Annotated in this window: 23 protein-coding genes; 13 read left to right on the forward strand and 10 right to left on the reverse strand. The window is 71.4% G+C overall.

All coding sequences use genetic code 11. The features are described from left to right. On the forward strand, positions 1 to 430 hold a 430-nt coding region (locus H4N64_RS35255), incomplete at its 5' end, for a glycine-rich domain-containing protein (RefSeq protein ID WP_260860166.1). 78 nt (positions 431 to 508) lie between these two features. After that, positions 509 to 1,162 carry a methyltransferase domain-containing protein gene (locus H4N64_RS35260; protein WP_186286612.1) on the forward strand — a complete coding sequence of 218 codons (654 nt, stop codon included), beginning with the start codon at positions 509 to 511 and terminating at the stop codon, positions 1,160 to 1,162. A 259-nt stretch (positions 1,163 to 1,421) separates the two neighbouring features. Here the strand turns inward: H4N64_RS35260 and H4N64_RS35265 are convergent, their stop codons facing one another. Then, on the reverse strand, positions 1,422 to 2,078 hold the full coding sequence (locus tag H4N64_RS35265; RefSeq protein WP_186286613.1) for a TetR/AcrR family transcriptional regulator: 657 nt from the start codon (positions 2,076 to 2,078) through the stop codon (positions 1,422 to 1,424). Positions 2,079 to 2,241: 163 nt separating this feature from the next. Here H4N64_RS35265 and H4N64_RS35270 point away from each other — a divergent pair, with 163 nt between their 5' ends. Next, positions 2,242 to 3,492, forward strand: a complete 1,251-nt coding sequence (locus tag H4N64_RS35270; RefSeq protein ID WP_186286614.1) for a YncE family protein — start codon at positions 2,242 to 2,244, stop codon at positions 3,490 to 3,492. On the opposite strand, the gene H4N64_RS35275 is transcribed toward H4N64_RS35270, so the two are convergent. From H4N64_RS35275 to H4N64_RS35285, 3 genes are all read right to left on the reverse strand, one after another. Further along, on the reverse strand, positions 3,493 to 3,699 hold the full coding sequence (locus H4N64_RS35275; RefSeq protein WP_418896319.1) for a hypothetical protein: 207 nt from the start codon (positions 3,697 to 3,699) through the stop codon (positions 3,493 to 3,495). It abuts the gene before it with no gap. 87 nt (positions 3,700 to 3,786) lie between these two features. Then, the gene (locus tag H4N64_RS35280; protein ID WP_186286615.1) at positions 3,787 to 5,640 is read right to left on the reverse strand and encodes a cellulase family glycosylhydrolase; all 1,854 of its coding nucleotides are present in this window, start codon (positions 5,638 to 5,640) and stop codon (positions 3,787 to 3,789) included. Positions 5,641 to 5,818: 178 nt separating this feature from the next. Then, positions 5,819 to 7,786 carry a GTP-binding protein gene (locus H4N64_RS35285; protein WP_186286616.1) on the reverse strand — a complete coding sequence of 656 codons (1,968 nt, stop codon included), beginning with the start codon at positions 7,784 to 7,786 and terminating at the stop codon, positions 5,819 to 5,821. A 291-nt stretch (positions 7,787 to 8,077) separates the two neighbouring features. On the opposite strand from H4N64_RS35285, the gene H4N64_RS35290 reads away from it, so the two are divergent. From H4N64_RS35290 to H4N64_RS35325, 8 genes are read left to right on the forward strand one after another with little or no spacing between them, the layout of a single operon-like run. Further along, complete coding sequence (locus H4N64_RS35290) at positions 8,078 to 8,548, forward strand: (2Fe-2S)-binding protein (protein ID WP_186286617.1); 471 nt, start codon at positions 8,078 to 8,080, stop codon at positions 8,546 to 8,548. Next, the gene (locus tag H4N64_RS35295) at positions 8,545 to 10,905 is read left to right on the forward strand and encodes a xanthine dehydrogenase family protein molybdopterin-binding subunit (protein ID WP_186286618.1); all 2,361 of its coding nucleotides are present in this window, start codon (positions 8,545 to 8,547) and stop codon (positions 10,903 to 10,905) included. The genes H4N64_RS35290 and H4N64_RS35295 overlap by 4 nt, the downstream gene beginning before the upstream one ends. Continuing rightward, positions 10,902 to 11,756 carry an FAD binding domain-containing protein gene (locus tag H4N64_RS35300; protein ID WP_186286619.1) on the forward strand — a complete coding sequence of 285 codons (855 nt, stop codon included), beginning with the start codon at positions 10,902 to 10,904 and terminating at the stop codon, positions 11,754 to 11,756. The genes H4N64_RS35295 and H4N64_RS35300 overlap by 4 nt, the downstream gene beginning before the upstream one ends. Before the next feature lie 6 nt (positions 11,757 to 11,762). After that, complete coding sequence (locus H4N64_RS35305) at positions 11,763 to 12,647, forward strand: AAA family ATPase (RefSeq protein ID WP_336246889.1); 885 nt, start codon at positions 11,763 to 11,765, stop codon at positions 12,645 to 12,647. Position 12,648: 1 nt separating this feature from the next. Beyond that, positions 12,649 to 13,758 (forward strand): vWA domain-containing protein, encoded by a 1,110-nt coding sequence (locus tag H4N64_RS35310; protein ID WP_186286621.1) that lies wholly within the window; start codon positions 12,649 to 12,651, stop codon positions 13,756 to 13,758. Continuing rightward, positions 13,751 to 13,921, forward strand: a complete 171-nt coding sequence (locus tag H4N64_RS35315) for an XdhC family protein (protein ID WP_186286622.1) — start codon at positions 13,751 to 13,753, stop codon at positions 13,919 to 13,921. Before H4N64_RS35310 ends, H4N64_RS35315 begins: the two co-directional genes overlap by 8 nt. Beyond that, the gene (locus tag H4N64_RS35320) at positions 13,914 to 15,014 is read left to right on the forward strand and encodes an XdhC family protein (RefSeq protein ID WP_186286623.1); all 1,101 of its coding nucleotides are present in this window, start codon (positions 13,914 to 13,916) and stop codon (positions 15,012 to 15,014) included. The genes H4N64_RS35315 and H4N64_RS35320 overlap by 8 nt, the downstream gene beginning before the upstream one ends. A 20-nt stretch (positions 15,015 to 15,034) precedes the next feature. Next, positions 15,035 to 15,634: an SRPBCC family protein gene (locus H4N64_RS35325; RefSeq protein ID WP_186286624.1), complete on the forward strand. Its 600-nt coding sequence runs from the start codon at positions 15,035 to 15,037 to the stop codon at positions 15,632 to 15,634. A gap of 19 nt (positions 15,635 to 15,653) precedes the next feature. Here the strand turns inward: H4N64_RS35325 and H4N64_RS35330 are convergent, their stop codons facing one another. Further along, the gene (locus H4N64_RS35330) at positions 15,654 to 16,175 is read right to left on the reverse strand and encodes a YfcE family phosphodiesterase (protein WP_186286625.1); all 522 of its coding nucleotides are present in this window, start codon (positions 16,173 to 16,175) and stop codon (positions 15,654 to 15,656) included. 126 nt (positions 16,176 to 16,301) lie between these two features. Here H4N64_RS35330 and H4N64_RS35335 point away from each other — a divergent pair, with 126 nt between their 5' ends. After that, positions 16,302 to 18,227 (forward strand): glycosyltransferase family A protein, encoded by a 1,926-nt coding sequence (locus tag H4N64_RS35335; RefSeq protein ID WP_186286626.1) that lies wholly within the window; start codon positions 16,302 to 16,304, stop codon positions 18,225 to 18,227. 4 nt (positions 18,228 to 18,231) lie between these two features. Further along, on the forward strand, positions 18,232 to 18,831 hold the full coding sequence (gene rfbC, locus H4N64_RS35340; RefSeq protein WP_186286627.1) for a dTDP-4-dehydrorhamnose 3,5-epimerase: 600 nt from the start codon (positions 18,232 to 18,234) through the stop codon (positions 18,829 to 18,831). 21 nt (positions 18,832 to 18,852) lie between these two features. Here rfbC and H4N64_RS35345 read toward each other — a convergent pair whose 3' ends face one another. From H4N64_RS35345 to H4N64_RS35365, 5 genes are all read right to left on the reverse strand, one after another. Further along, a complete protein-coding gene (locus tag H4N64_RS35345) occupies positions 18,853 to 19,644 on the reverse strand; it encodes a class I SAM-dependent methyltransferase (protein ID WP_186286628.1) in 792 nt (263 codons plus the stop codon). Further along, positions 19,641 to 20,516 carry a dTDP-4-dehydrorhamnose reductase gene (gene rfbD / locus H4N64_RS35350; RefSeq protein WP_186286629.1) on the reverse strand — a complete coding sequence of 292 codons (876 nt, stop codon included), beginning with the start codon at positions 20,514 to 20,516 and terminating at the stop codon, positions 19,641 to 19,643. The genes H4N64_RS35345 and rfbD overlap by 4 nt, the downstream gene beginning before the upstream one ends. After that, complete coding sequence (gene rfbB / locus H4N64_RS35355) at positions 20,513 to 21,493, reverse strand: dTDP-glucose 4,6-dehydratase (protein ID WP_186286630.1); 981 nt, start codon at positions 21,491 to 21,493, stop codon at positions 20,513 to 20,515. Before rfbB ends, rfbD begins: the two co-directional genes overlap by 4 nt. Then, positions 21,490 to 22,557, reverse strand: a complete 1,068-nt coding sequence (locus H4N64_RS35360; protein WP_186286631.1) for a glucose-1-phosphate thymidylyltransferase — start codon at positions 22,555 to 22,557, stop codon at positions 21,490 to 21,492. The genes rfbB and H4N64_RS35360 overlap by 4 nt, the downstream gene beginning before the upstream one ends. 131 nt (positions 22,558 to 22,688) lie before the next feature. Beyond that, positions 22,689 to 25,142: a SpoIIE family protein phosphatase gene (locus tag H4N64_RS35365; RefSeq protein ID WP_186286632.1), complete on the reverse strand. Its 2,454-nt coding sequence runs from the start codon at positions 25,140 to 25,142 to the stop codon at positions 22,689 to 22,691. Positions 25,143 to 25,270: the final 128 nt, after the last annotated feature.

A 25,270-nucleotide genomic window follows, 5' to 3' on the forward strand; every position in this document is an offset into this window, starting at 1 on the left:
ACCCCACATCACCGAGCTGACCGCCAACATCTTCGACTCCGGCATGAGCCTGTGGGACCGCGAGGTCGCCCTGCTCCTGCGCGACCACACCATGGTCCGCGACATGACCGAACGGATCCTCGGCAACGCCGTCATGTACGTGATGGGCTCCATCGAGAACCCCGACCAGCACCTCGGCGTGGGCAAGCTCGTCGACATCGGCGTCCACCAGCTCATCCTCGACACACCCGTCTGGTGGGGCATCTGCCGCCTCTACAACGGCGGCCGGTTCAAGCACCACGCCCCGTTCATCGACCGCCGCCGCGACGGCCTGTGCCTGCGCACCGGCGACTTCCTCCGCACCCAGGGCTGGGCGATCGACGAGGAACTGTGGGCCATCGACGGCGCGGACTGCTCCCCGTGCGACGACAAGGTCCCCGACAGCCACTGACCCCGCTACAGTCGCCCCCGCCCTCACGGCTCCCCGAGGGCGGGGGCTCCCGCATCCCGACGACCAGAGGAACACGCTGTGCCCGTACCGCACGACATCGCCGCCGAGACCGAACTGTGGGACGCATTCGCCGAGTCGGCGTTCAAGGAGGACGCAGAGCCGTCGTTCTGCTGGACCCAGTACGCCGGCCACGGCCCCGGACCCGAACTCCTCGACAGCCCGGAAACCGTCCTTGAGGTCGGATGCGGCACCGGGCGGGCCCTCGCCCATCTGGCGCAGCAAGGTGTCAAGGCCACCGGCGTCGACCTCTCGCCGCGCATGGTGCAGCGGGCAGGCGAGAAGTGGGCGCCCCTCGGTGTACGGATCGAGCAGGGCGAGATCCTCGACTGGCTCGCCGCCGATGAAGGCCGATATGACGCCGTCTATTCCATCTTCGGCGCGGCCTGGTTCACCGACCCGTCCCGCCTCTTCCCCCTCGTCCGCGAGCACCTGGCCCCGGGCGGGGTCTTCGTGTTCTCCCAGCCGCCCGCCATCCCCGGCGCCTATGGGCCGCAGGGCATGTACAAGGGCGGATTCGCGGGGAGGGCGATGTTCACCTACCGCTACAGCTACAAGCCCGCGGTGTGGGAGCGGCATCTGCTGCGAGCGGGGTTCGCCACGGCCAAGGCAGAGGTCCTGGAGGCGCCCAAGCCTGACCACATCGGCACGCTCATCGTGACCGCGCACGCCTGATAAGACCGCGGCCCCAGCTGAGACCCCCGACTCGGCTGGGGCCGCTTCATGTCTTGATCGTCTGCAATTCGGTTGAGCATCGACTGAGCTAACAATCATCAGGGACGACGAAAGCCCCTCCGTGAGAGAAGCGGACACTGCGCCCCAGGTGAAAACGTTCCTGCTCCGAGGCGCCTTGGTGGGGCGGGTGGGACTCGATCCCACGGCCGACGGATGATGAGACGGCTGCTCCCAGGCTTCCAGGCGGGCCTCTCCGAATCTAGGCCCCCTCCCACCCCACCGGCCGCAAAATCGCCAACAGTTGCCGCACCAGCTCCTCCACCACCTCGTCCAGCGTCGCGTCCACCCAGCCCGCGTTCCAGTCGTGGAGGAGGCCGTTGACGCTGCCGATGAAGGCCGTCGCGGCGAGGCGGTAGTCGCGGGGGGCCGCCTCTCCGCGGGCGGCGGCTGCCTGCGCCTCGGCGCAGATGAGGTCGACCCAGCGGGAGCGGCGGGACAGGCGTTGTTCTTCCAGGCGGGGGCTGACGCCGATGATCTCGACGAAGGTGATGCGGACCCGGCGTGGGTCGGCGGTGACGTTGGCCGCGTATGCGCGGAAGATCGCGGCTGCGCGTTCGGCGATCGGGGCGTCTCCCACGGCCTCGGCGCCCGCCAGGACGGCCTGTTCGGCCCAGTCGTTGACCTGGAGGTGGAGGGCCGCGAGGACGTCCTCCAGGGTGCGGAACTCCTCGTAGAACTGGCGGGTCGACAGGCCCGCCGCCTCGCTCAGCGCCACGACCGTGGTGCCGCGGTAGCCGGGGGTGTCGCCGAAGAGTTGGAGCGCGGCGTCCAGGAAGCGGCGGCGGCGCTCGGCCTTGCGTTCCTCCGCCGACCTCCCGCCGTAACGGCCCGTCGGCGCCCTGAGCCTGCCCGCCAATGCGCTTCCTCTCCTCAGCCGTTCGCCATTTTGTCGTGTACGCAGTCTTGTGGAGAAGGCCCCCCGCTCCTTACTTTCCAGTAAGTCAAACTCTGAACGATCCCGTATTCAGATTTCCCCTTGGCATGCGCACGCCACCCGCCGTCTCCAGAGGAGAGCACTCATGCCTGCCATCAGAACCAGACACCTTCGCGCCGTCGCCGCCGCCCTCGTCCTGTCCGTCACCGCCCCCGCGACCGCCGCCTCGGCGGCCCCGGACGCCGCCGCCCTGCGCGAGGTGCTGTTCGTCGGCAACAACTGGGACGGCACCGCCGATGTGATCAAGTCCTCCGGTGACTTCGGGAAGATCGGGCGTATCAACGTCATCCCCGACAAGGACCAGCGGATGGCGGAGATCAACGCCGATCCCATCAAGTGGATCTACTTCATGGCGATCCGCAACAGCGTCGGCGAGGGCCACGACCAGTTCGTCGACGACATGTACTCCACGCCGGACGGGAGTTCGGTGGTCGTCTCCCGGCCCAGCTTCGCCGACGTCGTCTCCATCGACCTGGCCACCGGTGACATCAACTGGCGCTTCCCCGTGTCGGGTTACCGCTCCGACCACATGGCCGTCTCCCCCGACGGAACCCGGGTCGCGGTGTCGGCCTCGACCTCCAACACCGTGCACGTGCTCGACGTCAACTCCGGTAAGGAACTGGGCAAGTTCGGCACCGGCGACAAGCCGCACGAGAACATCTTCACGCAGGACGGCAAGTACATCTACAACATGGCGATCGGCGATGTGAACACGCAGACCGACGCGCCCTGGCTGGACTGGACGAAGGGCAACCGGTACATCACGGTCGTCGACGCGAGCACGTACCAGCGGGTCAAGGTCATCGACATGCGGCAGCGGCTCGACGCGATCGGGCTGACCGACTACTCGGATGCGGTCCGGCCCGCCGTGTTCTCGCCGGACAAGTCGAAGCTGTACTTCCAGGTGTCGTTCTTCAACGGCTTCTTCGAGTACGACCTCGCGACCGACAAGATCACCCGCACCAAGACCCTGCCCAAGAACCCGGCGACCAGCGACGACCGGACCACGTTCGTCAACGACTCGCGCCACCACGGCATTTCGATGAGCCCCGACGGCCGCAAGCTGTGCGTCGCGGGCACGATGGACGACTACGCGACCGTCGTCGACCGCACCACCCTCCAGGAGGGCCCGCTGGTCACCGCGTCCAAGCCGTACTGGGCGACGGTCAGCGGCGACGGCAAGTCCTGCGTCGTCTCCGAGAGCGGCACCGACCAGGTCACGGCCATCGACTTCGCCACCGGCCAGAAGCAGGTGTCGGTCCCGGTCGGCGACCACCCCCAGCGCGTCCGGCTCGGCCATGTCCAGTCCGACTGGACCTCCCGGGCGGCCGGTTGATCAGCACAGGGCCTTCACGGCCGCGCCCACGCCGTCCTCGGTCGCCATGTGCCGCGCGGCGACCGAGGCGGCTCCGGCGTACGTCTGCCGGCGCACGACTTCACGCAACGCCTCCACCAGCCGTTCCTCGGTGAGCGACGCGAAGGGGATCGGCGCGGTGGCGGCACCGAGCGCGGCAAGACGGGCGGCCCAGAAGGGCTGGTCCACCGGCACCGGGACCGTGGGCACTCCGGCGCGCAGAGCGGCGGCCGCGGTGCGCAGCCCGGCCCGCCGCCTCAGCGCCCCCGCCGCGGGTCACTGTGCGGCGACCCACGCCGACAGCTCGGACCGGGCCGCGGCGAGCAGATCCGCGGAGGGTGCCGACGCGCCGTTGGTCACCAGCGCGTAGTGCAGGACGCCGGAGTCCGTGTCGGTCAGGAGCAGGCGGCGGCTGCCGGTGCCGCCGGGTTCCGGGGCCACGGCGACGGGGGTCGTCGAGGTGTACGACGGCGGGGCGTACGCCGTGCCGAGGTCGGAGACGACCGTGGTGGAGGCGGTCGGGAAGGATGCGGGCAGGTGCAGTTCCGTCGGTGCCGAGCCGCTGTTGGAGCGCCACAGCAGCAGGCCGTACTGGCCCGTGCCGACCAGCCGGGAGACGTTGGGCAGGGTGCTGGGCACCGGGTTCCAGGTCAGGGTCGTGGAGCCGTCGCGGGAGCGGTCCTCGTAGGTGAAGGCGATGGTCGTGCCCGAGGTGGCGCTCGGGTAGACGCGGTCCAGGAGGCGGGCGTCCTGGCGCAGGACGGGAGTGCCGGAGTCGTCGAGGCGTACGGCGGAGAGGTCCTCGTCGTTCCAGGCGTCTCCGGTGGTGAGCACCTTGTCGGGGTTGCCGTTCATCGGCTCGTGATGGCGGCCGTTGTAGATGTCCCACTGCCACTGGCTGCCGGACAGGACCGGGCCGGAGGCGGTCGGGTTCGACCACCAACTCGCGCCCCTCACCCGGGAGTCGAGGGCCTGGTACATGGCCTTCAGCACGGTCGGGGCCTTGTCGGAGACCGAGCCGGCCAGTGGATGCCCGAACTCGCTGACGATCGCGGGCGTCCCGGTCGCCGCGGCCAGGTCACGGACCGTGCCGAAGTCGCCCGTGTACTGGCCGTCCTGGGCCTTGCCCCACATGAAGATCCCGGAGATGGCCTTCTGGTCGTAGAAGTGGGTGTTGAAGACGTAGCGTGGTCCGAGCCGGCCGGCGTCCAGCAGGCCGCCCTCCTGCTTCTGGAAGTCGAGGTTGGCGTTCCAGAAGAGGTTCGGTTCCACGAAGGCGGGCTTGTCCTGCCAGCCGGCCGCGTCCATGCGCGCCCGGAACCGCTCGTAGAACGGCCACAGCACGTCCCGTTCCCAAGTGCGGCTGGTCTGGCCGGAGTCGTAGACCCCCGCGTGCGGTTCGTTGTAGGGGTCGAAGCCGACGATGCCGGTGAACTGCGCGGCGCTGACGTTCTGCCGGATGTACGTCATCGTCGCCTGCGCCGTGGTGAGGAAGGCGTCCTGGAGACCGTACGCGTTGTGCCAGAAGTCGTACGACGCCTGCTTGACGGCCTCGTTCTGAGTGATGTTCTGGCCCCAGAACAGGCAGATGCCGCAGGACTCGTCCGGGTAATTCCCGGCGTCCACCGCCCACTTGGGGGCGCCGTCGCCGGTGTACCAGCTGTCCGCCTCGAAGAGGTGGCGGGAGTAGAGGTCCTGGTGGAAGTCGGGGTAGACGCGGATGCCGGCGTCGAGGAAGGCGCGGATCTGGGCGGTGGCGGCGGACAGGTAGGCGGTGTCCACCTGGCCGCGCACCGGTTCGGCGTAGGCCCAGGAGAGCAGGAAGCGGACCGTGTTGCCGCCGCCGAGGGCGCGCAGCGCGGTCGCGGACTTCCTCGCGTCGGCGACCGAGGCGAAGGGCAGGCCGCCGTTCTCGGCGAGCTTGGTCTCGCCGGAGACGTTGTAGCCGCGCAGCACGACCTCGCGGCCGTGGCCGTCGGTGAAGCGGCCGTTCTGCACCGTCAGAGGCGTTTCGTCGAACCAGAGGGAGCCGGGAAGAGTTGCGGCGGTGGCGGTCGGAGTTCCCGCCACCGTCAGGGATCCGAAGAGGACAACCAGAACAGCGAGCAGACGCGCCCGAGTATTCGGCATGTCCACCACAGTCCGGCGATTTCAGGACACCGTCAACACTCCTGACTCTCAAGTAAGTTCATCGTCGGCCACCACGCCGGTCTCACTCCTCCCACGGCTTCGTCCCGCCGGTCCTGCTCGGCGGCGAGATGGGCGAGCCCGAGTTCCGCCTCGACCTCGCGAGCCGTCCGGTCGGCGGTCAACTCCCCACCCTGCGCGTCACGTTCAGCAGGTACTCCTTCCGGTTCAGCGGGTTGTGATCGGTGCGCGCCCGCTCGGGGAGCGTGCCCCGGGTCACCGGCGCATAGTGGTCGAAGGCGCTCTCCAACTCGCCCTCGCCCCGGGTGAGTCCGGGCAGCCGCTGCTCCAGCTCGTGCACCCGCGCCGCCGGCACCGCGCCGTCCAGGACACAGACGGACCCGCGCGTCTCGGTGGACCCCGGTACCGCCCCGAGCCCGGCCAGCACCGGCAGCAGGGCGCCGAGGGTGTCCGCCGGGGCCTCGATGGAGAAGCGGTGCATCGGCTCGTGCACCTGGGTGCCCGCCCGCCGCAGCGCCTCCATCAGGACCAGCGGGGTCAGGCCGCGGAAGTCGTAGCCGGTGCTGGACATGCTCTTGTCGAAGCCCTGGTGGGCGTGGCTCTGCCGGGGGCAGTAGCCGGAGTGGGTCATGGTGACCGTGCAGTCGGGGACCCGCCAGCCGTGCAGGCCCTGGCCGAGGGTCTCGCGGACGGTGTCCTCGACGGCCTTGAAGAACGCGTACGGCATGGCGCCCAGCTCCACCTCAAGACGGAAGTCCACACCCGCGCCGGCCGGCGCCGGTTCGACGCGCAGGCCGACCGTGGCGAGGAAGGGGTGGCCCTTCTTGATGAACTCGGCCGCGACGCCCGTCCCGGCCGGCCGCTCGATGCACAGCGGGGTCGTCTCACGGAAGGTGACGTCCAGACCGTACTCGTCGGCGAGCGTGGCCTGGACGACCTCCTTCTGCACCTCGCCGTAGAGCGAGACGGAGGTCTCCCCGCGCACCTCGTCGTGGCGCAGGCCGATCAGCGGGTCCTGTTCGGCGAGCTGGGTGAGCGCGACATGCAGCGCCCGGGGCTCCGTGCCCGGCGCGGGGACGACGACCGTCTCCAGGGTGGGCGGGGCGAAGCAGTGGCTCTCCGCCTTGCGGGGCCGGCCGAGCGCGTCGCCGATCCTGATGTCGGCGAGGCCCCACAGCTTGGCGATCCGGCCCGCCGGGACCTCGTCGCACCGGACGTCGGTGCCGTGCTCGAAGACGCTGACGGCCGTGACCTTGCCCTCCTGGCGGGCGTCGCCGAACACGACGGGGACGCGGACGCCGAGGGTGCCGGAGAACATCCGCGCGTAGGCGATCTTCTCCCCCGCCGGGCCCCGCTCGACCTTGAAGACGGTGCCCGAGACCGGGCCCCCGGGGTTCCCGTCGGCGGTGGGCAGCAGCTCCTTGATGCCGCTGACCAGCGCATCCATGCCTGCGCCGGTCACGGCCGAGCCGAAGTACACCGGATGGACGAGGCTCTGCCGGGTCTGGTCGACGAGGGCGGTGCGCAGTCGGTCGTAGGAGACGGTGTTCTCGACGTACGCGGTGAGCAGGTGGTCGTCGTGGTCGGCGAGCACGTCGAGCGCGGACGGGCCGAGCCCCGGGGTGAACGCGGCCTCGCGGGTGCCGAGCCCGGCGGTGCGGCCCATGGGCACGACGGCGACGTTCAGGCGCCGGGTGAGCGCCCGCAGGAGATCCTGCTCCCGTGCCCCGCGCCGGTCGATCTTGTTGACGAAGATCAGGGTGGGGATGCGCAGCCTGCGCAGGGTCCGCATCAGGACCCGGGTCTGCGCCTGCACCCCCTCGACGGCGGAGACCACGAGGACGGCCCCGTCGAGGACGCCGAGCACCCGCTCCACCTCGGCGATGAAGTCCGGGTGACCGGGGGTGTCGATGAGGTTGACCGTCACGTCGTCGACCGGGAAGGAGACGACGGCAGACTTGATGGTGATCCCGCGCCGGCGCTCCAGCGCGAGGGTGTCGGTCCGGGTGGTCCCGGCGTCGACGCTGCCGATCTCGTCGATCACCCCGACCGAGTGCAGCAGCCGCTCGGTCAGGCTGGTCTTACCGGCGTCGACATGGGCGAGAATTCCGAGGTTGAGCAACGGCACGAAGCGTCATGTCCTTCGATGAGGGGGGTCATTCCTTCCTGGCGGGACATGGACGCAGTGCGCATCGAAACTCCTCTTTGCGTGACGACTTTGCCTGACGACTTTGCGTGACAACGGCTCCCGAGCAGTGCAGCAGCATCGCCCCCGCACCGGCAATGGATTAACGCTCAACGAACCCGTGCCGTAGCACTCGCCGCCTCCCCGGCCCCGCCCTAGAGTGACGTACATCACGATCCGACAGGGTTTTGACGTTTCCCCTCTCCTCCGCCCAAAACGGCCTCTGGAGGGCCCATGACCCACATCACGGTGAAGGTGGACGGCACGACGTACGAGGACGAGGTGGAACCCCGTCTCCTTCTGATCCACTACCTGCGCGACCGGCTCGGTCTGACCGGCACCCCGATCGGCTGCGACACCTCGAACTGCGGGGCCTGCACGGTCGAACTCGACGGCGAGAGCGTCAAGAGCTGCTCGGTGCTCGCCGTCCAGGCGGACGGCGGCGAGGTCACCACGGTGCAGGGGCTCGCCCGTGACGGGGAGTGGACCGGGCTCCAGCGCGCCTTCCACGAGCGGCACGCCCTGCAGTGCGGCTACTGCACCCCGGGCATGATCATGGCGGCGCGCGATCTGCTGCGCGAGAACCCGCATCCCACCGCCGACGAGGTACGGCAGGGCCTGGAAGGCAACCTGTGCCGCTGCACCGGCTACCAGAACATCGTGCGGGCCGTCCTGGCCGCCTCCGAAGAGGGGGTAACGGCATGACCGAGACGGTGGAACGCGAGGTCGGCCGCGCCCGGCCGCGCAAGGAGGACGCCCACCTGATCACCGGGCAGACCACCTGGACCGACAACATCTCCGTGAACGGACTGCTGCACTTCGCACTTCTGCGCAGCCCGATGGCCCACGCCCGCATCGAGCGCGTCGACGTCTCGGCCGCCCTCGAACGTCCCGGCATCGTCGCCGCGTTCAGCGGACGGGACCTCGCCGAGGGCCTTGCCTCCATGCCCTGTGTCTGGCCGGTGACCGAGGACATCGTGATGCCCGACCACCCGCCGATCGCCGTCGACGAGGTACGCCACGCGGGCGACCCGGTCGCCGTCGTCGTGGCCCGCGACCGCTACACGGCCGCCGACGCCCTGGAGGCCATCGAGGTCGACTACGACCCCCTGCCCCCAGTCCTCGACCTGGAGGCCGCCCTCGCCGAGGGCGCCCCGCTGGTCCACGCCGACAAGGGCACCAACCGCTGCTACACCTGGCCGCTGAAGACGGGCGAGGACTTCGACGCCGTACGACAGCGCGCCGAGGTGACCCTCAAGCGCCGCTACCACCAGCAGCGGCTGATCCCCAACGCCATGGAGCCGCGCGCGGTCGTGGTCACCCCGATCGCCGCCTCCGGCGAGTACACGCTGTACTCCTCGACCCAGATCCCGCACATCCTGCGCGTCCTGATGGCCATGGTCACCGGCATCCCCGAGAACAAGCTCCGGGTGATCGCCCCGGACGTCGGCGGCGGCTTCGGCTCCAAGCTCCAGGTCTACGGCGAGGAGGCCATCGCCCTCGCCGTCGCGCGCCGCCTCGGCCGGCCGGTGAAGTGGACCGAGTCCCGCTCCGAGGGCTATCTGGCCACCCACCACGGCCGCGGCATGATCCAGGACATCGAGATCGCCGCGAACCGCGACGGCACGCTCCTCGGTCTGAAGGTCGACCTGCTGGTCGACATGGGCGCCTACCTGATGCTGATCACTCCGGGCACCCCGCTCCTCGGCGCGTTCATGTACCCGGGGATCTACAAGATGGACGCCTACGACTTCACCTGCACCGGCGTCTTCACCACCCGGACCCCCACCGACGCCTACCGCGGCGCCGGACGCCCCGAGGCGACCTTCGCCATCGAACGGACCATGGACGAACTCGCCGCCGAACTCGGCCTGGACCCGGTGGAGTTGCGCCGCCGGAACTGGATCCGGCACGAGGAGTTCCCGTACACCGCCATCGCGGGCCTGACCTACGACAGCGGCAACTACGAGGCGGCGACGGCGAAGGCGCTCGAGCTGTTCGACTACGACAAACTCCGCGCCGAGCAGTCAGACCGCAACGAACGCGCGGACACCGTACGCCTCGGCATCGGTGTGTCGACGTTCACCGAGATGTGCGGCCTCGCCCCGAGCCGGATCCTGAGGGATCTGCGCTATGTGGCCGGCGGCTGGGAGGCGGCGAGCGTCCGTATGCTGCCCACCGGCAAGGTCGAGGTGGTCACCGGCACCAGCCCGCACGGCCAGGGACACGCGACCTGCTGGAGCCAGATCGCCGCCGATGTGCTGGGCGTGCCCTTCGAGGACGTCGAAGTGGTGCACGGCGACACCAAGGCGGCCCCGCAGGGCATGGACACCTACGGATCGCGCTCGCTGGTGGTCGGCGGCATGGCCGTGCACCACGCGGCCCGGAAGGTCGTGGACAAGGCCCGCAAGGTGGCCGCACATCTGCTCGAAGCGAGCGAGAACGACCTGGAGTTCACCAGTGGCGTGTTCTCCGTGAAGGGCTCCCCCGAAGCGCGCAGGACGATCCAGGAGGTCGCCTTCGAGACCTTCTCCTCGCACGACCTGCCCGACGGCATGGAACCCACCATCAACGCCGAGCACCTGCTCGACCCGGACACCTTCTCCTACCCGCACGGCACCCACCTGTGCGCGGTCGAGGTCGACACCGAGACCGGACAGACCCGGATCCGCTCGTACGTCTGCGTCGACGACATCGGCAAGGTGATCAACCCGATGATCGTCGAGGGCCAGGTGCACGGCGGACTCGCCCAGGGCATCGCGCAGGCGCTGTACGAGGAGGCCGTGTACGACGAGGACGGCAACCTGATCTCCGGCACGATGGCCGACTACCTCGTCCCGTCGGCGGCGGACCTCCCCGACTTCGTCACCGACCGCACGGAGACACCGGCGACCTCGAACGCCCTGGGCGTCAAGGGAGTCGGCGAGGCCGGGACGATCGCCTCGACCCCGGCCGTGGTGAACGCGATCGTGGACGCGCTGCGACCGCTCGGCGTCCGCGACATCCGTATGCCCTGTACCCCCGAGCGGGTGTGGCAGGCGATCGAGGAGGCCCGGTCGTGATTCCTCCGGCATTCGACTACACCCGTCCGACGACCGTCGACGAGGCGGTGCGCGCGCTCGCCGACGGCGGCGAGGACGCCAAGGTGCTGGCCGGCGGGCAGAGCCTGCTGCCCCTGCTGCGGATGCGCCTCGCCTTCCCCGAACTGGTCGTGGACGTCGGCCGCGTCCCCGGCCTGAGCGGGGTCCGCGAGGACGGCGACGCCCTGGTCATCGGCGCCATGACCACCCATCACGACGTGATCGGGGCCCCGCTGGTCCGCCGCCACGCCGGTCTGCTCGCCGCCGCCACGGCAACCGTCGCCGATCCCGCCGTACGCCATCGCGGCACCCTCGGCGGCTCCCTCGCGCACGCCGATCCGGCCGGGGACCTGCCCGCCGTAGTCCTCGCGATGGACGCCGAGTTGGTGGCCCGGGGTCCCGGCGGCACGCGCACGATCCCGGCGCGGGAGTTCTTCGTCGACTACCTTCAATCCGCGCTGGCACCCGACGAACTGCTCACCGAGGTGCGGGTGCCGAAGGCGGACGGCTGGGGCTTCCACTACGAGAAGTTCCACCGGGTCGCGCAATCCTGGGCGATCGTCGGCGTGGCCGCGCTGGTGCGGCGGGACGACGGGCGCATCGCCGAGGCGCGGGTCGGGCTGACCAACATGGGCGGCACGCCACTGCGCGCCTACGCGTGCGAGGAGGCCCTGTCCGGAGCCGGGGACGCCCAGGCGGTGGCGCGGGCGGCCCAGGAGGCGGCCGACGGCACACGGCCCGCCCAGGACACCTCCGCCTCACCGAAGTACCGGGCGCATCTGGCCCGGGTGCTCACCAGGCGGGCGGTGCTGACCGCCGCCGGAATGGGGTGAGGGGCGATCACGGACATCGACGGCCCGGAGCAGGTGCGGGCCCGCCTGGAGGCGACGGGCTACCTCCTCGACGAAGGTCTTGCCGTCGCCTGCTTCCTGGCCCTGAGGCTGCACCGGCCGCTGTTCTGCGAGGGCGACGCCGGCGTCGGCAAGACGGCGCTCGCGTCCGCCTTCGCCGAGGCCCTCGACGCCCCGCTGATCCGGCTCCAGTGCCATGAGGGCATCGATGCCTCGCAGGCCCTGTACGACTGGGACTTCCCGCGCCAGCTGCTGCATCTGCGGGCCGCCGAGGCGGCCGGGGTCACCGACGCGGCCCGTCTTGAGGGCGAGTTGTACGACCGGCGCTTCCTCGTCGCCCGGCCGCTGCTCAGGGCGCTGGAGACCCAGCCGTCGGTGCTGCTGGTCGACGAGATCGACCGGGCGGACGACGAGTTCGAGGCGTTCCTGCTGGAGCTGCTGTCGGAGTTCTCGGTGACGATCCCGGAGCTCGGCACCCTGCGTGCCGAGGTGCCGCCGGTGGTGGTGCTGACCTCCAACCGCACCCGTGAGGTGCACGACGCGCTCAAGCGGCGCTGCCTGTACCACTGGTTCGACCACCCGGACTTCGCACGCGAACTGGCCATCGTGCGCAGGAGGTTGCCCGGGGTGTCGGCGCGCCTCGCGGAACAGGTGACCGCGCTGGTGCAGGCGCTGCGCACGCATGACCTGCTCAAGCCGCCCGGCGTGGCCGAGACGATCGACTGGGCCGAGGCCCTGCACGCGCTCGGCGCGGACGAGGTGGACGCCGAACTGGCGGTGACGACGCTGGGGTCGGTGCTGAAGTACCGGGAGGACGCGGAGCGGGCGCGGGGGCTGGACTTCGCGGCGGTCCTCGCGACGCGAGGGGCGTGACATGACCGGCGCCGACGCCGCCCTCCTCGGCTTCGCCCGCGCCCTGCGCGCGGCGGGCGTCGACGCGAGCACCGAGCGGGTGCACGCCTTCCTGGCCGCGGTCGACGTCCTGCGGCCGGAGCTGCGGGCCGACGTGTACTGGGCGGGCCGGCTGACGCTGTGCGGGCAACGGGACGATCTCGACCGCTACGACCGGGTGTTCGCGGCCTTCTTCCACGGCACCGGCGAAACCCCTCGGCGCCCGGTGACGGTCCCCCGCACGCCCCGGCCGCGTCTCGTCGCACGGGACGCGGAAGGGCAGGCGCGTGCCCGGGATGTGCAGGACGCGCCGCCTGTTCCGTCCCTCGCGAGCTCCTCCGAGGTGCTGCGCCACCGGGACATCGCCGAGCTGAGCGGGCCCGAGCGGGCGGAGGTGCGCCGGCTGCTGGCCGCGCTGGCGCTGCGGGGCCAGGTACGGCGGTCCGCGCGGCGGCGTCCTGCCCGGCGCGGGGAGGTCGATCCGCATCGCACGGTCCGGGAGCTGTTGCGGCGCGGCGGGGAGCCCGCACGCCTGCTCCGGTACGCCCGGACGGAGCATCCACGCCGGGTGGTGCTGCTCGTGGACGTCAGCGGCTCCATGGCGCCGTACGCGGACGCGCTGCTGCGCTTCGCGCACGCGGCCGTGCGCGGGGCCCGTACGGAGGTGTTCACGATCGGGACGCGGCTGACCCGGGTCACCCGGGAGCTGTCGCACCGGGACCCCGACCTCGCGATGGCCGCGGTCGCCTCGGCGGTACCCGACTGGCGCGGGGGTACCCGGCTGGGTGAGCTGCTGGGCGCGTTCCTGGACCGCTGGGGGCAGCGCGGCATGGCGCGCGGTGCGATCGTGGTGGTGCTGTCCGACGGCTGGGAGCGCGGCGATCCGGAGCTGCTCGCGGAACAGATGCGCCGGCTGCACCGGCTGGCGCACCGGGTGATCTGGGCCAATCCGCTCAAGGCCCGGCCCGGTTACGCGCCCCTGGCGGCCGGGATGGCGGCGGCGCTGCCGAGCGTGGACGCGTTCGTCGAGGGCCACAGCCTCTCGGCGCTGGAACGCCTGGCGGCGGCGGTGAGAGGAGCCGACGATGCGTGACCTACTCCCGATGCTGAGCGCCTGGTACACGGCCGGATCACCCTTCGGCCTCGCCACAGTCGTCGCAACGAGCCGCAGCGCGCCGCGCGAACCAGGGGCCACGATGGCCGTGGAGCCGGACAAGACGGTCCTGGGCGTCGCGAGAGGAGCCAACCGTGCGTGACCTACTCCCCGTACTCGGCGCCTGGTACACGGCCGGATCACCCTTCGGCCTCGCCACAGTCGTCGCAACGAGCCGCAGCGCGCCGCGCGATCCGGGGGCCGCGATGGCGGTGGGTCCGGGCGACGAGGTCGTGGGCAGTGTGTCGGGTGGCTGTGTCGAGGGGGCGGTGTTCGAGCTGGCGCAGGAGGTGGTGGCGAACGGCGAGGCGCGCCTGGAGACCTTCGGGTACAGCGACGAGGACGCGTTCGCGGTGGGGCTGACCTGCGGCGGCGAGATCACCCTCCTGGTCCGTCCGGTGACGGCCGCCGCCGATCCTTCCTTCGGCGCGGTCGCTCGGTCCGTCGCCGCCGGCGAGCCGGTCACCGTGGCCTCGGTGACCGACGGGCCCGCGCCGCGCGGGGCGACCCTCGCGGTCTGGCCCGACCGGGTCCTCGGCACACTGGGCACGGAGGGCCTGGACGCGGCGGTCACCGCCGACGCGCGCGGCGAACTCGCCCTCGGCGCCACGGGCCTGCGCCACTACGGGCCGCACGGCGAGCGCCGTGAGGACGCCGTCGCCGTCTTCCTGCACTCCTTCGCCCCACCCCCGCGCATGCTGGTCTTCGGCGCGATCGACTACGCGGCCGCCGTCGCCCGGATCGGCGACTTCCTCGGCTACCGGGTCACCGTCTGCGACGCCCGCCCGGTCTTCGCGACCCCGAAGCGCTTCCCGGAGGGCGTCGAGGTGGTCGTCGACTGGCCGCACCGCTATCTGAACGGCACCGAAACCGACGGGCGCACGGTGATCTGCGTCCTCACCCATGACCCCAAGTTCGACGTGCCGCTGCTGGAGGAAGCGTTGCGCAGGCCGGCCGCGTACATCGGGGCGATGGGCAGCCGCCGTACCCACGACGACCGGATGCGGCGGCTGGCCGCGGCCGGGCTCACCGGGGCCGAACTGTCCCGGCTGCGCTCACCCGTGGGCCTCGACCTCGGGGCCCGTACGCCCGAGGAGGTCGCCGTGTCGGTCGCCGCCGAGATCGTCGCCCTGCGCTGGGGCGGCACCGGCGCCCCACTGACCGCGACGGAGGGGGCGATCCACCCCTTGCCCTGACGCCCCCTGAGGAGGAAAAGATGGAACTGCGCCACGAGTTCACCGTGCCCGTGCCCGTCGACGACGCCTGGCAGGCGCTCCTCGACATCGAACGGGTCGCGCCCTGTCTGCCCGGGGCGAGCGTGGAGGACTACGACGGCAAGACCGTCACCGGCTCGGTCCGCGTCAAAGTGGGCCCGGTGACCCTGACGTACAAGGGCACCGCGGTCTTCGACGAGCGGGACGAGCAGGAGCACCGGATGGTGCTGAGCGCGAGCGGCCGGGAGACCCGCGGCCAGGGCACGGCGCGAGCCACTGTCACCGGCACGCTCACCGAACGCGACGACGGTACGGCGGTCACGGTGCTCACGGACCTGTCGGTGACCGGACGTCCGGCGCAGTTCGGGCGCGGGCTGCTGTCGGAGGTGGGCGACCGCCTGGTGTCCCGGTTCGCCGAGTGCCTGGCGGAAAAGCTCACGAAGCCGGAGGAGCCGGCACCCGCCGCTGCGGTGGCCGAGGAGACGGCTCCCCTCGATCTCACCCGAACGGCCGCACTTCCCGTCGCCCGACGCGTGGGGCCACCCCTGGCGGCCGCCCTGCTGGTGCTGGTCGCCTGGCGGTGGCGGCGCAGGAGGCGCTGAGCAGGTCGGGCGAAGTCCACTACGGTGCGGCAGCGCCCTGAAGGGGCGCGGGGAGGCGGTGCAGTTCGACGTCCGTGAGACTGCCGTCGGCGACCGAGGCGGTGAGGTAGGTGCAGTGCGGCTGGCGGCGCCGGTCGGTCGGGGAGCCCGGGTTGAGCAGGCGCAGCCCGGAGGGCGCGGTGGTGTCCCAGGGGATGTGACTGTGCCCGAACACCAGCACGTCCAGCTCGGGAAAACGGGCCGCGCAACGCGCCTCGCGGCCCTGGGCGGGGCCGGTCTCGTGCACGACGCCGAAACGCAGGCCGCCGAGATCGGCGTACGCCACTTCGGGGAGGCGGGCGCGCAGGTCGGGGCCGTCGTTGTTGCCGTACACCCCGATCAGCCGACGGCTGCGGCGCTCCAGCAGGTCGAGGGTGGCCGTGTCGACCCAGTCACCCGCGTGGATCACCACGTCCGCGTCCGGGAGTTCGGCGAGGAGCGGGGCGGGAAGTGCGCGGGCGCGCTTGGGGAGGTGGGTGTCGGACATCAGCAGCAGACGCACTCCGCCAGGCTACGGCCATCGGCCTGGCCGGAGGTGGCAAGCGAGTGGGCGCGGGTTAGCATCGGGCGAGGCGTACCGTGCCGCACCCAGCAAGGCAGGCGACGACCCGAGGGGACTTGGAGCGCGATGCCGGTCAAGGTCAGCGTCATCGTTCCCGTGTACAACCCGGGGGCGTACATCGAGGACTGCATCTCCTCGCTGCTGCGGCAGTCCCTGCCCCCGGACGAGTACGAAGTGATCTTCGTCGACGACGGCTCCACCGACGACACGCCAGGCCGGCTCGACGAGCTCGCCGCTGAGGATTCCCGGGTGACGGTCGTGCACCAGGAGAACTCCGGCTGGGCGGGCAAGCCCCGCAATGTCGGCGTCGCCGCCTCCCGCGGCGAGTACGTGATGTTCGTGGACAACGACGACCACCTCGGCGACGAGGCCCTTGAGCGGATGTACGACTACGGCGTGGCGAACGACGCCGATGTCGTCGTAGGGAAAATGGCCGGTCAGGGCCGCGGGGTGCCGGTGGAGCTGTTCCGTCGCAACCATCCCCGGGCCACCGTGGAGAGCGCGCCGCTGATCGACAGCCTCACCCCGCACAAGATGTTCCGCCGCGCGTTCCTGGACCGCATCGGCCTGCGCTTCCCCGAGGGCAAACGCCGCCTGGAGGACCACGTCTTCGTCACCGAGGCGTTCCTGCGGGCGGACAACGTCTCGGTGCTCAGCGACTACGTCTGCTACTACCACGTGCGCCGGGACGACGCCGCCAACGCGGGCTTCCAGCGCTTCGACCCGGTCGGCTACTTCAAGAACCTGCGCGAGGCTCTGGACGTCGTCGAGCGGTACACCGAGCCGGGACCGGTGCGCGACCGGCTCTTCCGCCGCTGGCTGCGCGTGGAGATGGTCGAACGGATGCGCGGCAAGCGGCTGCTGGCCGCGCCCGCCGACTATCGCAAGGAGCTGTTCCGGGAGATCCACTCCGTCGTCGTGGAGCGGTTCGGGCCCGGTGTGGCGGCCGGTCTTCAGCCCACGCAGCAGGTCGTGGCCGCGCTGATCGCCGCCGACCGGTACGGCGATGTGGAGGCGTTCGCCGAGTGGGAGGCGGGCGTCGTCCTCAAGGCGATGCCGGAGGGCCTGGAGTGGGCGGACGGCGCGCTGCGGGTCTCCTTCGCCGCGGAGTACCACTCCGGTGGCGCGCCCCTGACGTTCAGCGCCGCGGGCGGCGGCGATCCGCTCAAGGCCCCGCCGAAGGACGTCACCGAGGCCATCGCCTGGGTGGGCGCCGACACCGTCTCCCGGTTCGGCTCCGCGACCGCGGACCTGCTGCTGCGTCAACGCTCCAGCGCCGCACAGTACTTCCAGCCGGTGCAGTTCACCCGGGAGACCGTGCCCACCGAGGACCGGGGCCGCTTCCGGCTGGTGCTGCGGGCGACCGCCACCGTCGACCCGGCACGGGCGGCCGGGGGCTCGCCGCTGGCCGGCGGGCTGTGGGACGTCGTGGTCCGGGTGAAGCTGGGCGGCTGGACCAAGGAGTGCCGGCCCGCCCCGGCCCCCCGCACCGAGCGGCCCACGGCGTACGCCGGAGTCGTCGCCGGGCGGGTGGTGCTGCCGTACTGGACCGCCCGGCAGAGCTCGCTCGCCCTGGACGTCGACCGTGCGACCCGGAGCCTCGGGCTCGGCCGGGTCGCGCCCGAGTCGGTCGGCGTCACGGACGGCCGACTGAGCGCCCCGGTGCCGCTGTACGTGCCCGGCGACACTGAGGTGCTGCTGCGGCTGACCGCGAAGGGCAAGTCCCTCGACGCCCGTGGCTCCCTCTCCCCCGCGCCCGACGCGCCCGGGGCGCTGCTCAGCGCCGCGCTGCCCGTCTCCGCGATGGGCGGGGCGACCTGGCGGACGGCGCTGGGCCCGGGCACGGGCACGGCCGAACGGCGGCTGCTGGCGCTGCCGTTCGCGCTGCGCGCCGGGGCGCACGGGGTGCAGGTGCGGCGCACGCCCCGGCCGGGGGTGCTGCGCCGACTGGTACGCAAGGCGAAGGCCCTGCTCAGGGCCCCACGGAGGTGACGCGGTGCGCTCGCTGGGGATCGACGGTGCCTGGGTGCTGGAGCCCAAGGTCTTCCCGGACGACCGGGGCAGCTTTCACGAGTGGTACCGGGGCGAGGAGTTCCGCGAGGCCACCGGCTACGACCTGACGCTCGCGCAGGCCAACTGCTCCGTCTCCCGGCGGGGCGTGGTGCGCGGCGTGCACTTCTCCGACGTGCCGCCCGGTCAGGCCAAGTACGTGACCTGTGTGCGCGGCGCCGTGCTGGACGTGGTGGTCGATCTGCGCACCGGTTCCCCGGCGTTCGGGCAGTGGGAGGCGGTCCGCCTCGACGACGACACCCGGCACGCGGTGTTCCTCGCCGAGGGCCTCGGGCACGCCTTCATGGCCATCACCGACGACGCCACCGTCAACTACCTGTGCTCCACCGGCTATGCCCCGGGCCGCGAGCACGGAGTGAACCCCCTCGACCCCGACCTGGGCCTGCCCTGGCCGGACGGCGTGGAGCCGGTGCTGTCCCCCAAGGACGCCGAGGCACCGTCCCTGGCCCAGGCACTGCGCACCGGCCTCCTGCCGTCGTACGAGGACTGCGCCGCCCGCTACCGGGAGTTGCGGGGCGGCGGCTAGGACTGTCCGGCCGGTCAAGTCCTAGAGCTGCTCCAGCGCGTGCCGCAGTGGGTCCCAGCCTCGGGAGCGGCGTACGCCGAGGTTCCTGGCCCGGGCCAGCGGGCGCCAGAAGCCGGCCTCCAGCAGCGCCTCTGGGCGTACCGCTCCGGTCCGTTCCAGGATCGTCTCGGGCACCTTCTGCGGGTCGGGCAGGTCGTACTCGGCGACGATCTCGTCGTACTTGTCGCGCAGCACGGTGCTGTGCGGGTCGGCGCCGAACACGACGAGTTGTCCGGTGGGCTGGGTGTCGACGAGGACGGTGACCAGGTCGGGGCGGTGGCGGGCGAGGATCTCGACGAGCTTGTAGACGTCGCCGGTCCAGGCTCCGGTGTGGCGGTCGCGGGCCGCCTCGTCGATGTTGCGCGGCAGCATGTCGTCGAAGACGATCACGCTGGTCCAGTCGGAGTGCCGCTCGACGTTGATGAAGTCCCGCAGCGCGTACTCGAACAGGTGCATGCCGTCGATGAACGACAGGTCGAGGGTGGTGCGCCGCCAGTGGCCGATCGGGCTGCGGCCCCGGCGCAGGTTGCGGACCGGGTGGCGGCCGCCCTTGAGGTGGGCGAGGGGGTTGTCGCGGGCGAAGAAGTCGTCGCTCGTGGCCTTCACCAGGTGGACGTCGCAGCGGATCTCCGTGACCACCTTGAAGGCGGGGTCGATCGCGATGCTGGGCACCCTCGACAGTCTGAGGCTGCGACCGTCGTTGACACCGATCTCCAGGTAGTTGCGGTTGGCGCTGACCTTGTGCAGTTCCTTCAGGAACTCATGGCGTTTCACGAAGGGGACTCCTTGCGGATGCGGGGAAGTGCCTCGTGCAGGGCGGTGCGCCAGTCGCGCGGCGGCGGCAGTCCGATCGTCCGCCAGCGGCCGTGCGCGAGGGCGCTGTACTCGGGTCGGGGTGCGGGCCGGGGCCAGGGCGTGGTGTCGGTGGGGCGGACCCGGTCGGGGTCGGCGCCGAGCAGCCGGAACACCTCCCGGGCCAGCTCGTACCAGGTGGCGTCGCCGGAACTGGTGGCGTGGAAGACGCCGTTCACGTCCGGGCCGATGCGGGGGCCGAGGTCGGCGATGCGGGCGGCGACGTCGGCGCTCCAGGTGGGCTGCCCGCGCTGGTTGTCGACGACGTCGACGGTGGGGCGGCTCGCCTCGATGCCGATCATGGTGCGGACGAAGTTCTTGCCGTGCACGCCGTAGAGCCAGGCGGTGCGCACCACCGCGCTCGCGCCCGGGAGTTCATCGAGTACGGCCCGCTCGCCCGCGAGTTTGGTGCGGCCGTAGGCGGTGCGCGGGGCGGGCGGGTGGTCCTCGGGGTAGGGGGTGGTGCGGCCCTTGCCGGAGAAGACGTAGTCGGTGGAGACGTGGATCAGGCGGGCGCCGTGCGCGGCGCAGGCACGGGCGAGCAGGCGGGGGCCGTCGCCGTTGACGCGCAGGGCCGTGGCCTCGTCCGACTCCGCGTCGTCCACGGCCGCGTAGGCTGCGCAGTTGACGACGATCTCCGGCCGGTGCGCGGTGAACGCCCGCTCGACGGAACCGGGTTCGGTGATGTCCAGGGCGGAGTGGTCGAGGCCGGTGACATCGGCGCCGCGCCCGCGCAGTTCGCCGACGACGTCATGGCCGAGCATCCCGCCCGCCCCGGTGACCAGCCACCTCATCCGTGCTCCTCGTTCACGCGTCGCTTCAGCGGCTCCCACCACGCACGGTGGTCCCGGTACCAGTCGACGGTCTCGGCGAGACCGGTGCGGAAGTCGCGCCGAGGTCGGTAGCCGAGTTCGGTGCGGGCCTTGCTCCAGTCGACGGAGTAGCGCAGATCGTGTCCCTTGCGGTCCTCGACCTTCGTCACCCGGTCCCAGTCCGCCCCGCATGCCTCCAGGAGCAGTCCGGTGAGCTCCCTGTTGCTCAGCTCGGTGCCGCCGCCGATGTTGTAGACCTCGCCGGGACGGCCCTTGGTGCGCACGAGTTCGACGCCGGCGCAGTGGTCGTCGACGTGCAGCCAGTCGCGGACGTTGAGGCCCTCGCCGTACAGCGGGACCTGGTGGCCGTCGAGGAGGTTGGTGACGAAGAGCGGGATGACCTTCTCGGGGAACTGGTGCGGGCCGTAGTTGTTGGAGCAGCGGGTGACCCGCACGTCCAGGCCGTGGGTGCGGTGGTAGGCCAGGGCGAGCAGGTCGGAGGAGGCCTTGGAGGCGGAGTACGGCGAACTGGGCCGCAGCAGGTACTCCTCCGTGGAGGAGCCGGTCTCGACGGAGCCGTAGACCTCGTCGGTGGAGATGTGCACGAAGGTCGACACGCCGCCGCGCAGGGCGCCCTCCAGGAGGGTCTGGGTGCCCACGACATTGGTCAGGACGAAGTCGGAGGCCCCGCTGATCGAACGGTCGACATGGGACTCTGCGGCGAAGTGCACCACCTGGTCGGCCTGGGAGGTGAGTTTGGCGACGAGTTCGGCGTCGCGGATGTCGCCCTGCACGAATTCGAGGCGGGGATGGTCGAGGGGGAGGTTGTCGAGGCTGCCGGCGTAGGTCAGCTTGTCCAGCACGGTGATCCCCGGCGCGTCGGGCGCGTCGGAGCCGAGCAGCGTACGGACGTAGGCCGAGCCGATGAACCCGGCGGCGCCGGTGACGAGGAGGTTCATGTATGGATCTGCACCTTGCTGTGGTCGCCGAGGACGAAACGGTGGGCACTGGGGACGTGATGCGCCGGCGTCACCTCGGCGTGTCGGCCGATCAGGGAGGACTCGATGCGGCCCACGCCGGCGATCGAGGAGTCCCGCAGCACGATGGAGAACTCCAGCTCGCTGTCGGTGATGTGACAGTTCTCGGCGATGGAGGTGAAGGGGCCGATGTAGGAGTTGTCGACGACGGATCCGGCGCCGATGACGGCGGGCCCGACGATACGGGAGTTGACGATCCGGGCGCCCTCCTCGACGACCACGCGGCCGACCGTCTCGGACAGTTCGTCGACCTCGCCGTCGATCCGCCGGTCGAGGCCTTCCAGGACCGTCCGGTTGACCTCCAGCATGTCGTCGACGTTCCCGGTGTCCTTCCAGTAGCCGTGGATGACGGTGCACCGGATGTCGGCGCCGGCGTCGATGAGGTGCTGGATGGCGTGGGTGATCTCCAGCTCGCCTCGCCAGGACGGCTCGATGGCGCGCACCGCCTCATGAATCGCGGGGGTGAAGAGATAGACGCCGACCAGGGCGAGGTCGCTCTTGGGGTGCTTGGGTTTCTCCTCCAGGCCCACGACCTGCCCCGAGCCGTCGAGTTCGGCGACGCCGAAGGCGCGGGGGTCGGGCACATGGGTGAGGAGGATCTGGGCGTCGGGGCGATGGCGGCGGAACTCCTCGACGAGGGCGCTGATGCCGCCGACGATGAAGTTGTCGCCGAGGTACATCACGAAGTCGTCGTCGCCGAGATAGTCCCGGGCGATCTGCACCGCGTGGGCCAGGCCCAGTGGGCGTTCCTGGGGGATGTAGGTGATCTGGAGACCGAACTTCGAGCCGTCGCCCACCGCGTCCTGGATCTCCGCGGCGGTGTCGCCGACGATGACGCCGACTTCGGTGATGCCGGCTTCGGCGATGGATTCCAGCCCGTAGAACAGCACAGCCTTGTTCGCAACCGGTACCAGCTGTTTGGCCGATGTGTGTGTGATCGGCCTCAGCCGCGTGCCGGCTCCGCCGGACAGCACGAGAGCCTTCATCTGGTTCACCATAGCGTCGATCCCGCGTAACCGACTGGTCAGATGTTGGGCCATACGGCGCTGATGGCGCCGAACGCCGTGTCCGGATCGCACTCCATGGGGGTGGTCCATGGACGTCGGGTACCCGGGAGTCAGCGGTTCAGCTGGATCTCGCTCCAGACCTGTTTGCCGCCGCTGACCGGGAGGGTGCCCCAGGTCGCCGACACGGCCTCGACCAGGAGGATGCCGCGGCCTCCTGTGGCCTCCCAGCCGATGCTGGTGGGTTTGACGGGGCTGCGGGGCGAGGTGTCGGCGACGGCGACCCGCAGCCTGCTGTTGATCAGGGTGAGGTCGAGGCGGACCTGTCCTTCGGTGTGCACGAGGGCGTTGGTGACGAGTTCGGAGACGACGAGGAGGATGGCGTCCGTCTCGGCGACCAGGCCCCAGGAGCGCAGGGTGCGCCGGGTGAAGCGGCGGGCGTGGCCCACCGCCTCGGGCACCCGCCACACCGTCCAGCTCTCGCGCAGCGGGCGCAGCTCCATGCCGTCGTAGCGCAACAGCAGCAGGGCGACGTCGTCGCTGCGGCGGGCGTTGCCGAGCAGGGCGTCGGCGACCAGGCCGAGGTGGGCCGGGTCGGAGCGGGCCAGTTCGCGGGCGAAGCGGTCCATGCCCGCGTCGATGTCGGCCTCGACGGACTCCACCAGGCCGTCGGTGGTCAGCGCGATCAGGGTGCCGGGCTGGAGCCTGAGCGGGCTCATCGGGAACTCGGCCTGCGTCATCACGCCGAGCGGCGGGCCGCCCTCGGCCTCGGCGATGTCCGTTGCGCCGTCCGGGTGACGCAGCACCGGCGGGAGGTGTCCGGCGCGTACGCACCAGGCTGTGCCCTCCTCCAGGTCGACGTCGACATAGGCGCAGGTGGCGAAGAGGTCGGTCTCCAGCTCCCCCAGCAGCCGGTTGGCGTGCGAGACCACCACGTCGGGCGGGTGCCCCTCGGCGGCGTACGCGCGCAGCGCGGTGCGCATCTGGCCCATCAGGGTGGCGGCGGCCGCGCTGTGGCCCTGGACGTCGCCGATGACGAGGGCGACGTGGTTGTCGGGCATCGGGATCACGTCGTACCAGTCGCCGCCGAGCTCCAGCCCTGCCGTGCTGGGCAGATAGCGGGCGACGGCCTCCGCGCCGGGCAGTTGGGGCAGTCTGCGGGGCAGCAGTTGGCGCTGGAGCATGCCGACGAGTTCGTGTTCGGCATCGAAGGCGTGGGCGCGCATCAGGGCTTGCCCCGCGAGTCCGGCGGAGGCGGTGAGCAGGGCGCGTTCGTCGGGTCCGAAGTGGTGCGGGGCGTCCCAGCCGATCAGGCAGGCGCCGGCCATCCGGCCGGCGGCGGGCAGCGGCAGGACGGCGAGGCCGCCGGGGCCGACATCGGCGAGGGCGGGTTCCAGCGGGGTGCCCGCGGGCCAGATCTGGGCGCGGCCCTCGCGCAGCGCCGCGGCGAGGGTGGGCATCGCGCGCACCGGCGCGTCGGGCCACTCGGTGCGCCATTCGGTGCGCCACAGCTCGGGCCAGGACTCCGGCTCGGGCGGGTCGAGGACGGTGACGACGAGCCGGTCGTTCTCCAGTTCCGCCAGCGCGATCCGGTCGGCGCGCAGGGGGGTGCGCAGGGCGGCGACCACGGCCTGGCTGACGTCGCGGACGGTGCCGGCGGTGGCGAGGGAGGCGGCGAGGCGCTGGACGCGGGCCACGTCGGTGAAGTCGGAGCGCAGCTTGGAGGCGTCGGCGACGGTGCCCGAGAGCCGCGTCGGCTGCCCCTCGCCGCCGGGCAGCAGCCGTCCGCGCAGCCTGAGCCATTTCGGCGGGCCTTTCGGCTGGAGCACCCGGAACTCCAGCTCGCGGTCGCCGATGGACATGTGGTCGGCCTCGACGACGGACATCAGGGAGGGCAGGTCCTCGGGCACGGTCAGGCCGAGCAGGGTCTCCACCTTGCCGTCGAACTCGTCGGGGGCGATCTGGAACAGGTCCAGGATGTCGTCGCCGACCTCGACGCGGCCGGTGTCCATGGCGAGGCTGAAGGCGTTGGACGGCAGTTCACCGACCTCGGTCCGCTGGACGGGGGCGGGGTAGGCGAGGGCATGGGCGATCAGGTCCAGACAGTCGCGGTCCTCGGCGTTGAACCCGTCGGGATGCTCGCTCACGGCCACCAGACAGCCGCCGTCGTCCTGCCCGCGCGCGGGCAGGACCGCCAGATGGAAGTCGCCCGCCGACGCCCGCCGGGACTGGGCGCGCTCGGCGAGTTCCCGCGGCCCGAGATAGGCGGGCCGCCCGGTGTGGTGGGCGTCGGCCACCACGGAGCCGCCGGTGGCGGCGTAGCTGTCGCGCAGTCCGTACTGGGTGCGCGGGGCGCCGGCCCACTCGACCAGGCACAGCAGCTCGCCGTCGTCGGTCAGCGTGTACACGGCGGCGAGGGCCGCCCGGGCGAAGACGAGCGCCTGTTCGAGAATGCGGCGCAGCCGGTCGGGCGCGTCGGGGGCGTCGCCGACCGTGGTGAGGGCATCGTCGGCGCGCTGCCTTCTCGATCTGCGTCCCGCAGCGTCCTCACCGCCCACGTTGGCCATTACAGCGCTTATGAGACACCGGCGCAGCCCCTGTGACCATGCAACCGCGGACAGGGCCCGGGGCCTCACGCTCGAAGCCGCCCGAACATGACTTGCCGCATGCGTTCCGCACAGTGAGGTCGTGACAG

It is taken from the genome of Streptomyces cupreus (assembly GCF_014257025.1).
GTDB classification, from domain to species: domain Bacteria; phylum Actinomycetota; class Actinomycetes; order Streptomycetales; family Streptomycetaceae; genus Streptomyces; species Streptomyces cupreus.

What these genes read in the sequence shown, in the direction of transcription:
- H4N64_RS35270 (WP_186286614.1), top strand. Translation starts at nt 2,242, where the DNA reads ATGCCTGCCATCAGAACCAGACACCTTCGCGCCGTCGCCGCCGCCCTC.
- H4N64_RS35295 (WP_186286618.1), top strand. Translation starts at nt 8,545, where the DNA reads ATGACCGAGACGGTGGAACGCGAGGTCGGCCGCGCCCGGCCGCGCAAG.
- H4N64_RS35365 (WP_186286632.1), bottom strand. Translation starts at nt 25,142, where the DNA reads ATGGCCAACGTGGGCGGTGAGGACGCTGCGGGACGCAGATCGAGAAGG.
- rfbB (WP_186286630.1), bottom strand. Translation starts at nt 21,493, where the DNA reads ATGAACCTCCTCGTCACCGGCGCCGCCGGGTTCATCGGCTCGGCCTAC.
- H4N64_RS35315 (WP_186286622.1), top strand. Translation starts at nt 13,751, where the DNA reads ATGCGTGACCTACTCCCGATGCTGAGCGCCTGGTACACGGCCGGATCA.
- rfbD (WP_186286629.1), bottom strand. Translation starts at nt 20,516, where the DNA reads ATGAGGTGGCTGGTCACCGGGGCGGGCGGGATGCTCGGCCATGACGTC.
- H4N64_RS35360 (WP_186286631.1), bottom strand. Translation starts at nt 22,557, where the DNA reads ATGAAGGCTCTCGTGCTGTCCGGCGGAGCCGGCACGCGGCTGAGGCCG.
- H4N64_RS35290 (WP_186286617.1), top strand. Translation starts at nt 8,078, where the DNA reads ATGACCCACATCACGGTGAAGGTGGACGGCACGACGTACGAGGACGAG.
- H4N64_RS35280 (WP_186286615.1), bottom strand. Translation starts at nt 5,640, where the DNA reads ATGCCGAATACTCGGGCGCGTCTGCTCGCTGTTCTGGTTGTCCTCTTC.
- H4N64_RS35310 (WP_186286621.1), top strand. Translation starts at nt 12,649, where the DNA reads ATGACCGGCGCCGACGCCGCCCTCCTCGGCTTCGCCCGCGCCCTGCGC.
- H4N64_RS35325 (WP_186286624.1), top strand. Translation starts at nt 15,035, where the DNA reads ATGGAACTGCGCCACGAGTTCACCGTGCCCGTGCCCGTCGACGACGCC.
- H4N64_RS35335 (WP_186286626.1), top strand. Translation starts at nt 16,302, where the DNA reads ATGCCGGTCAAGGTCAGCGTCATCGTTCCCGTGTACAACCCGGGGGCG.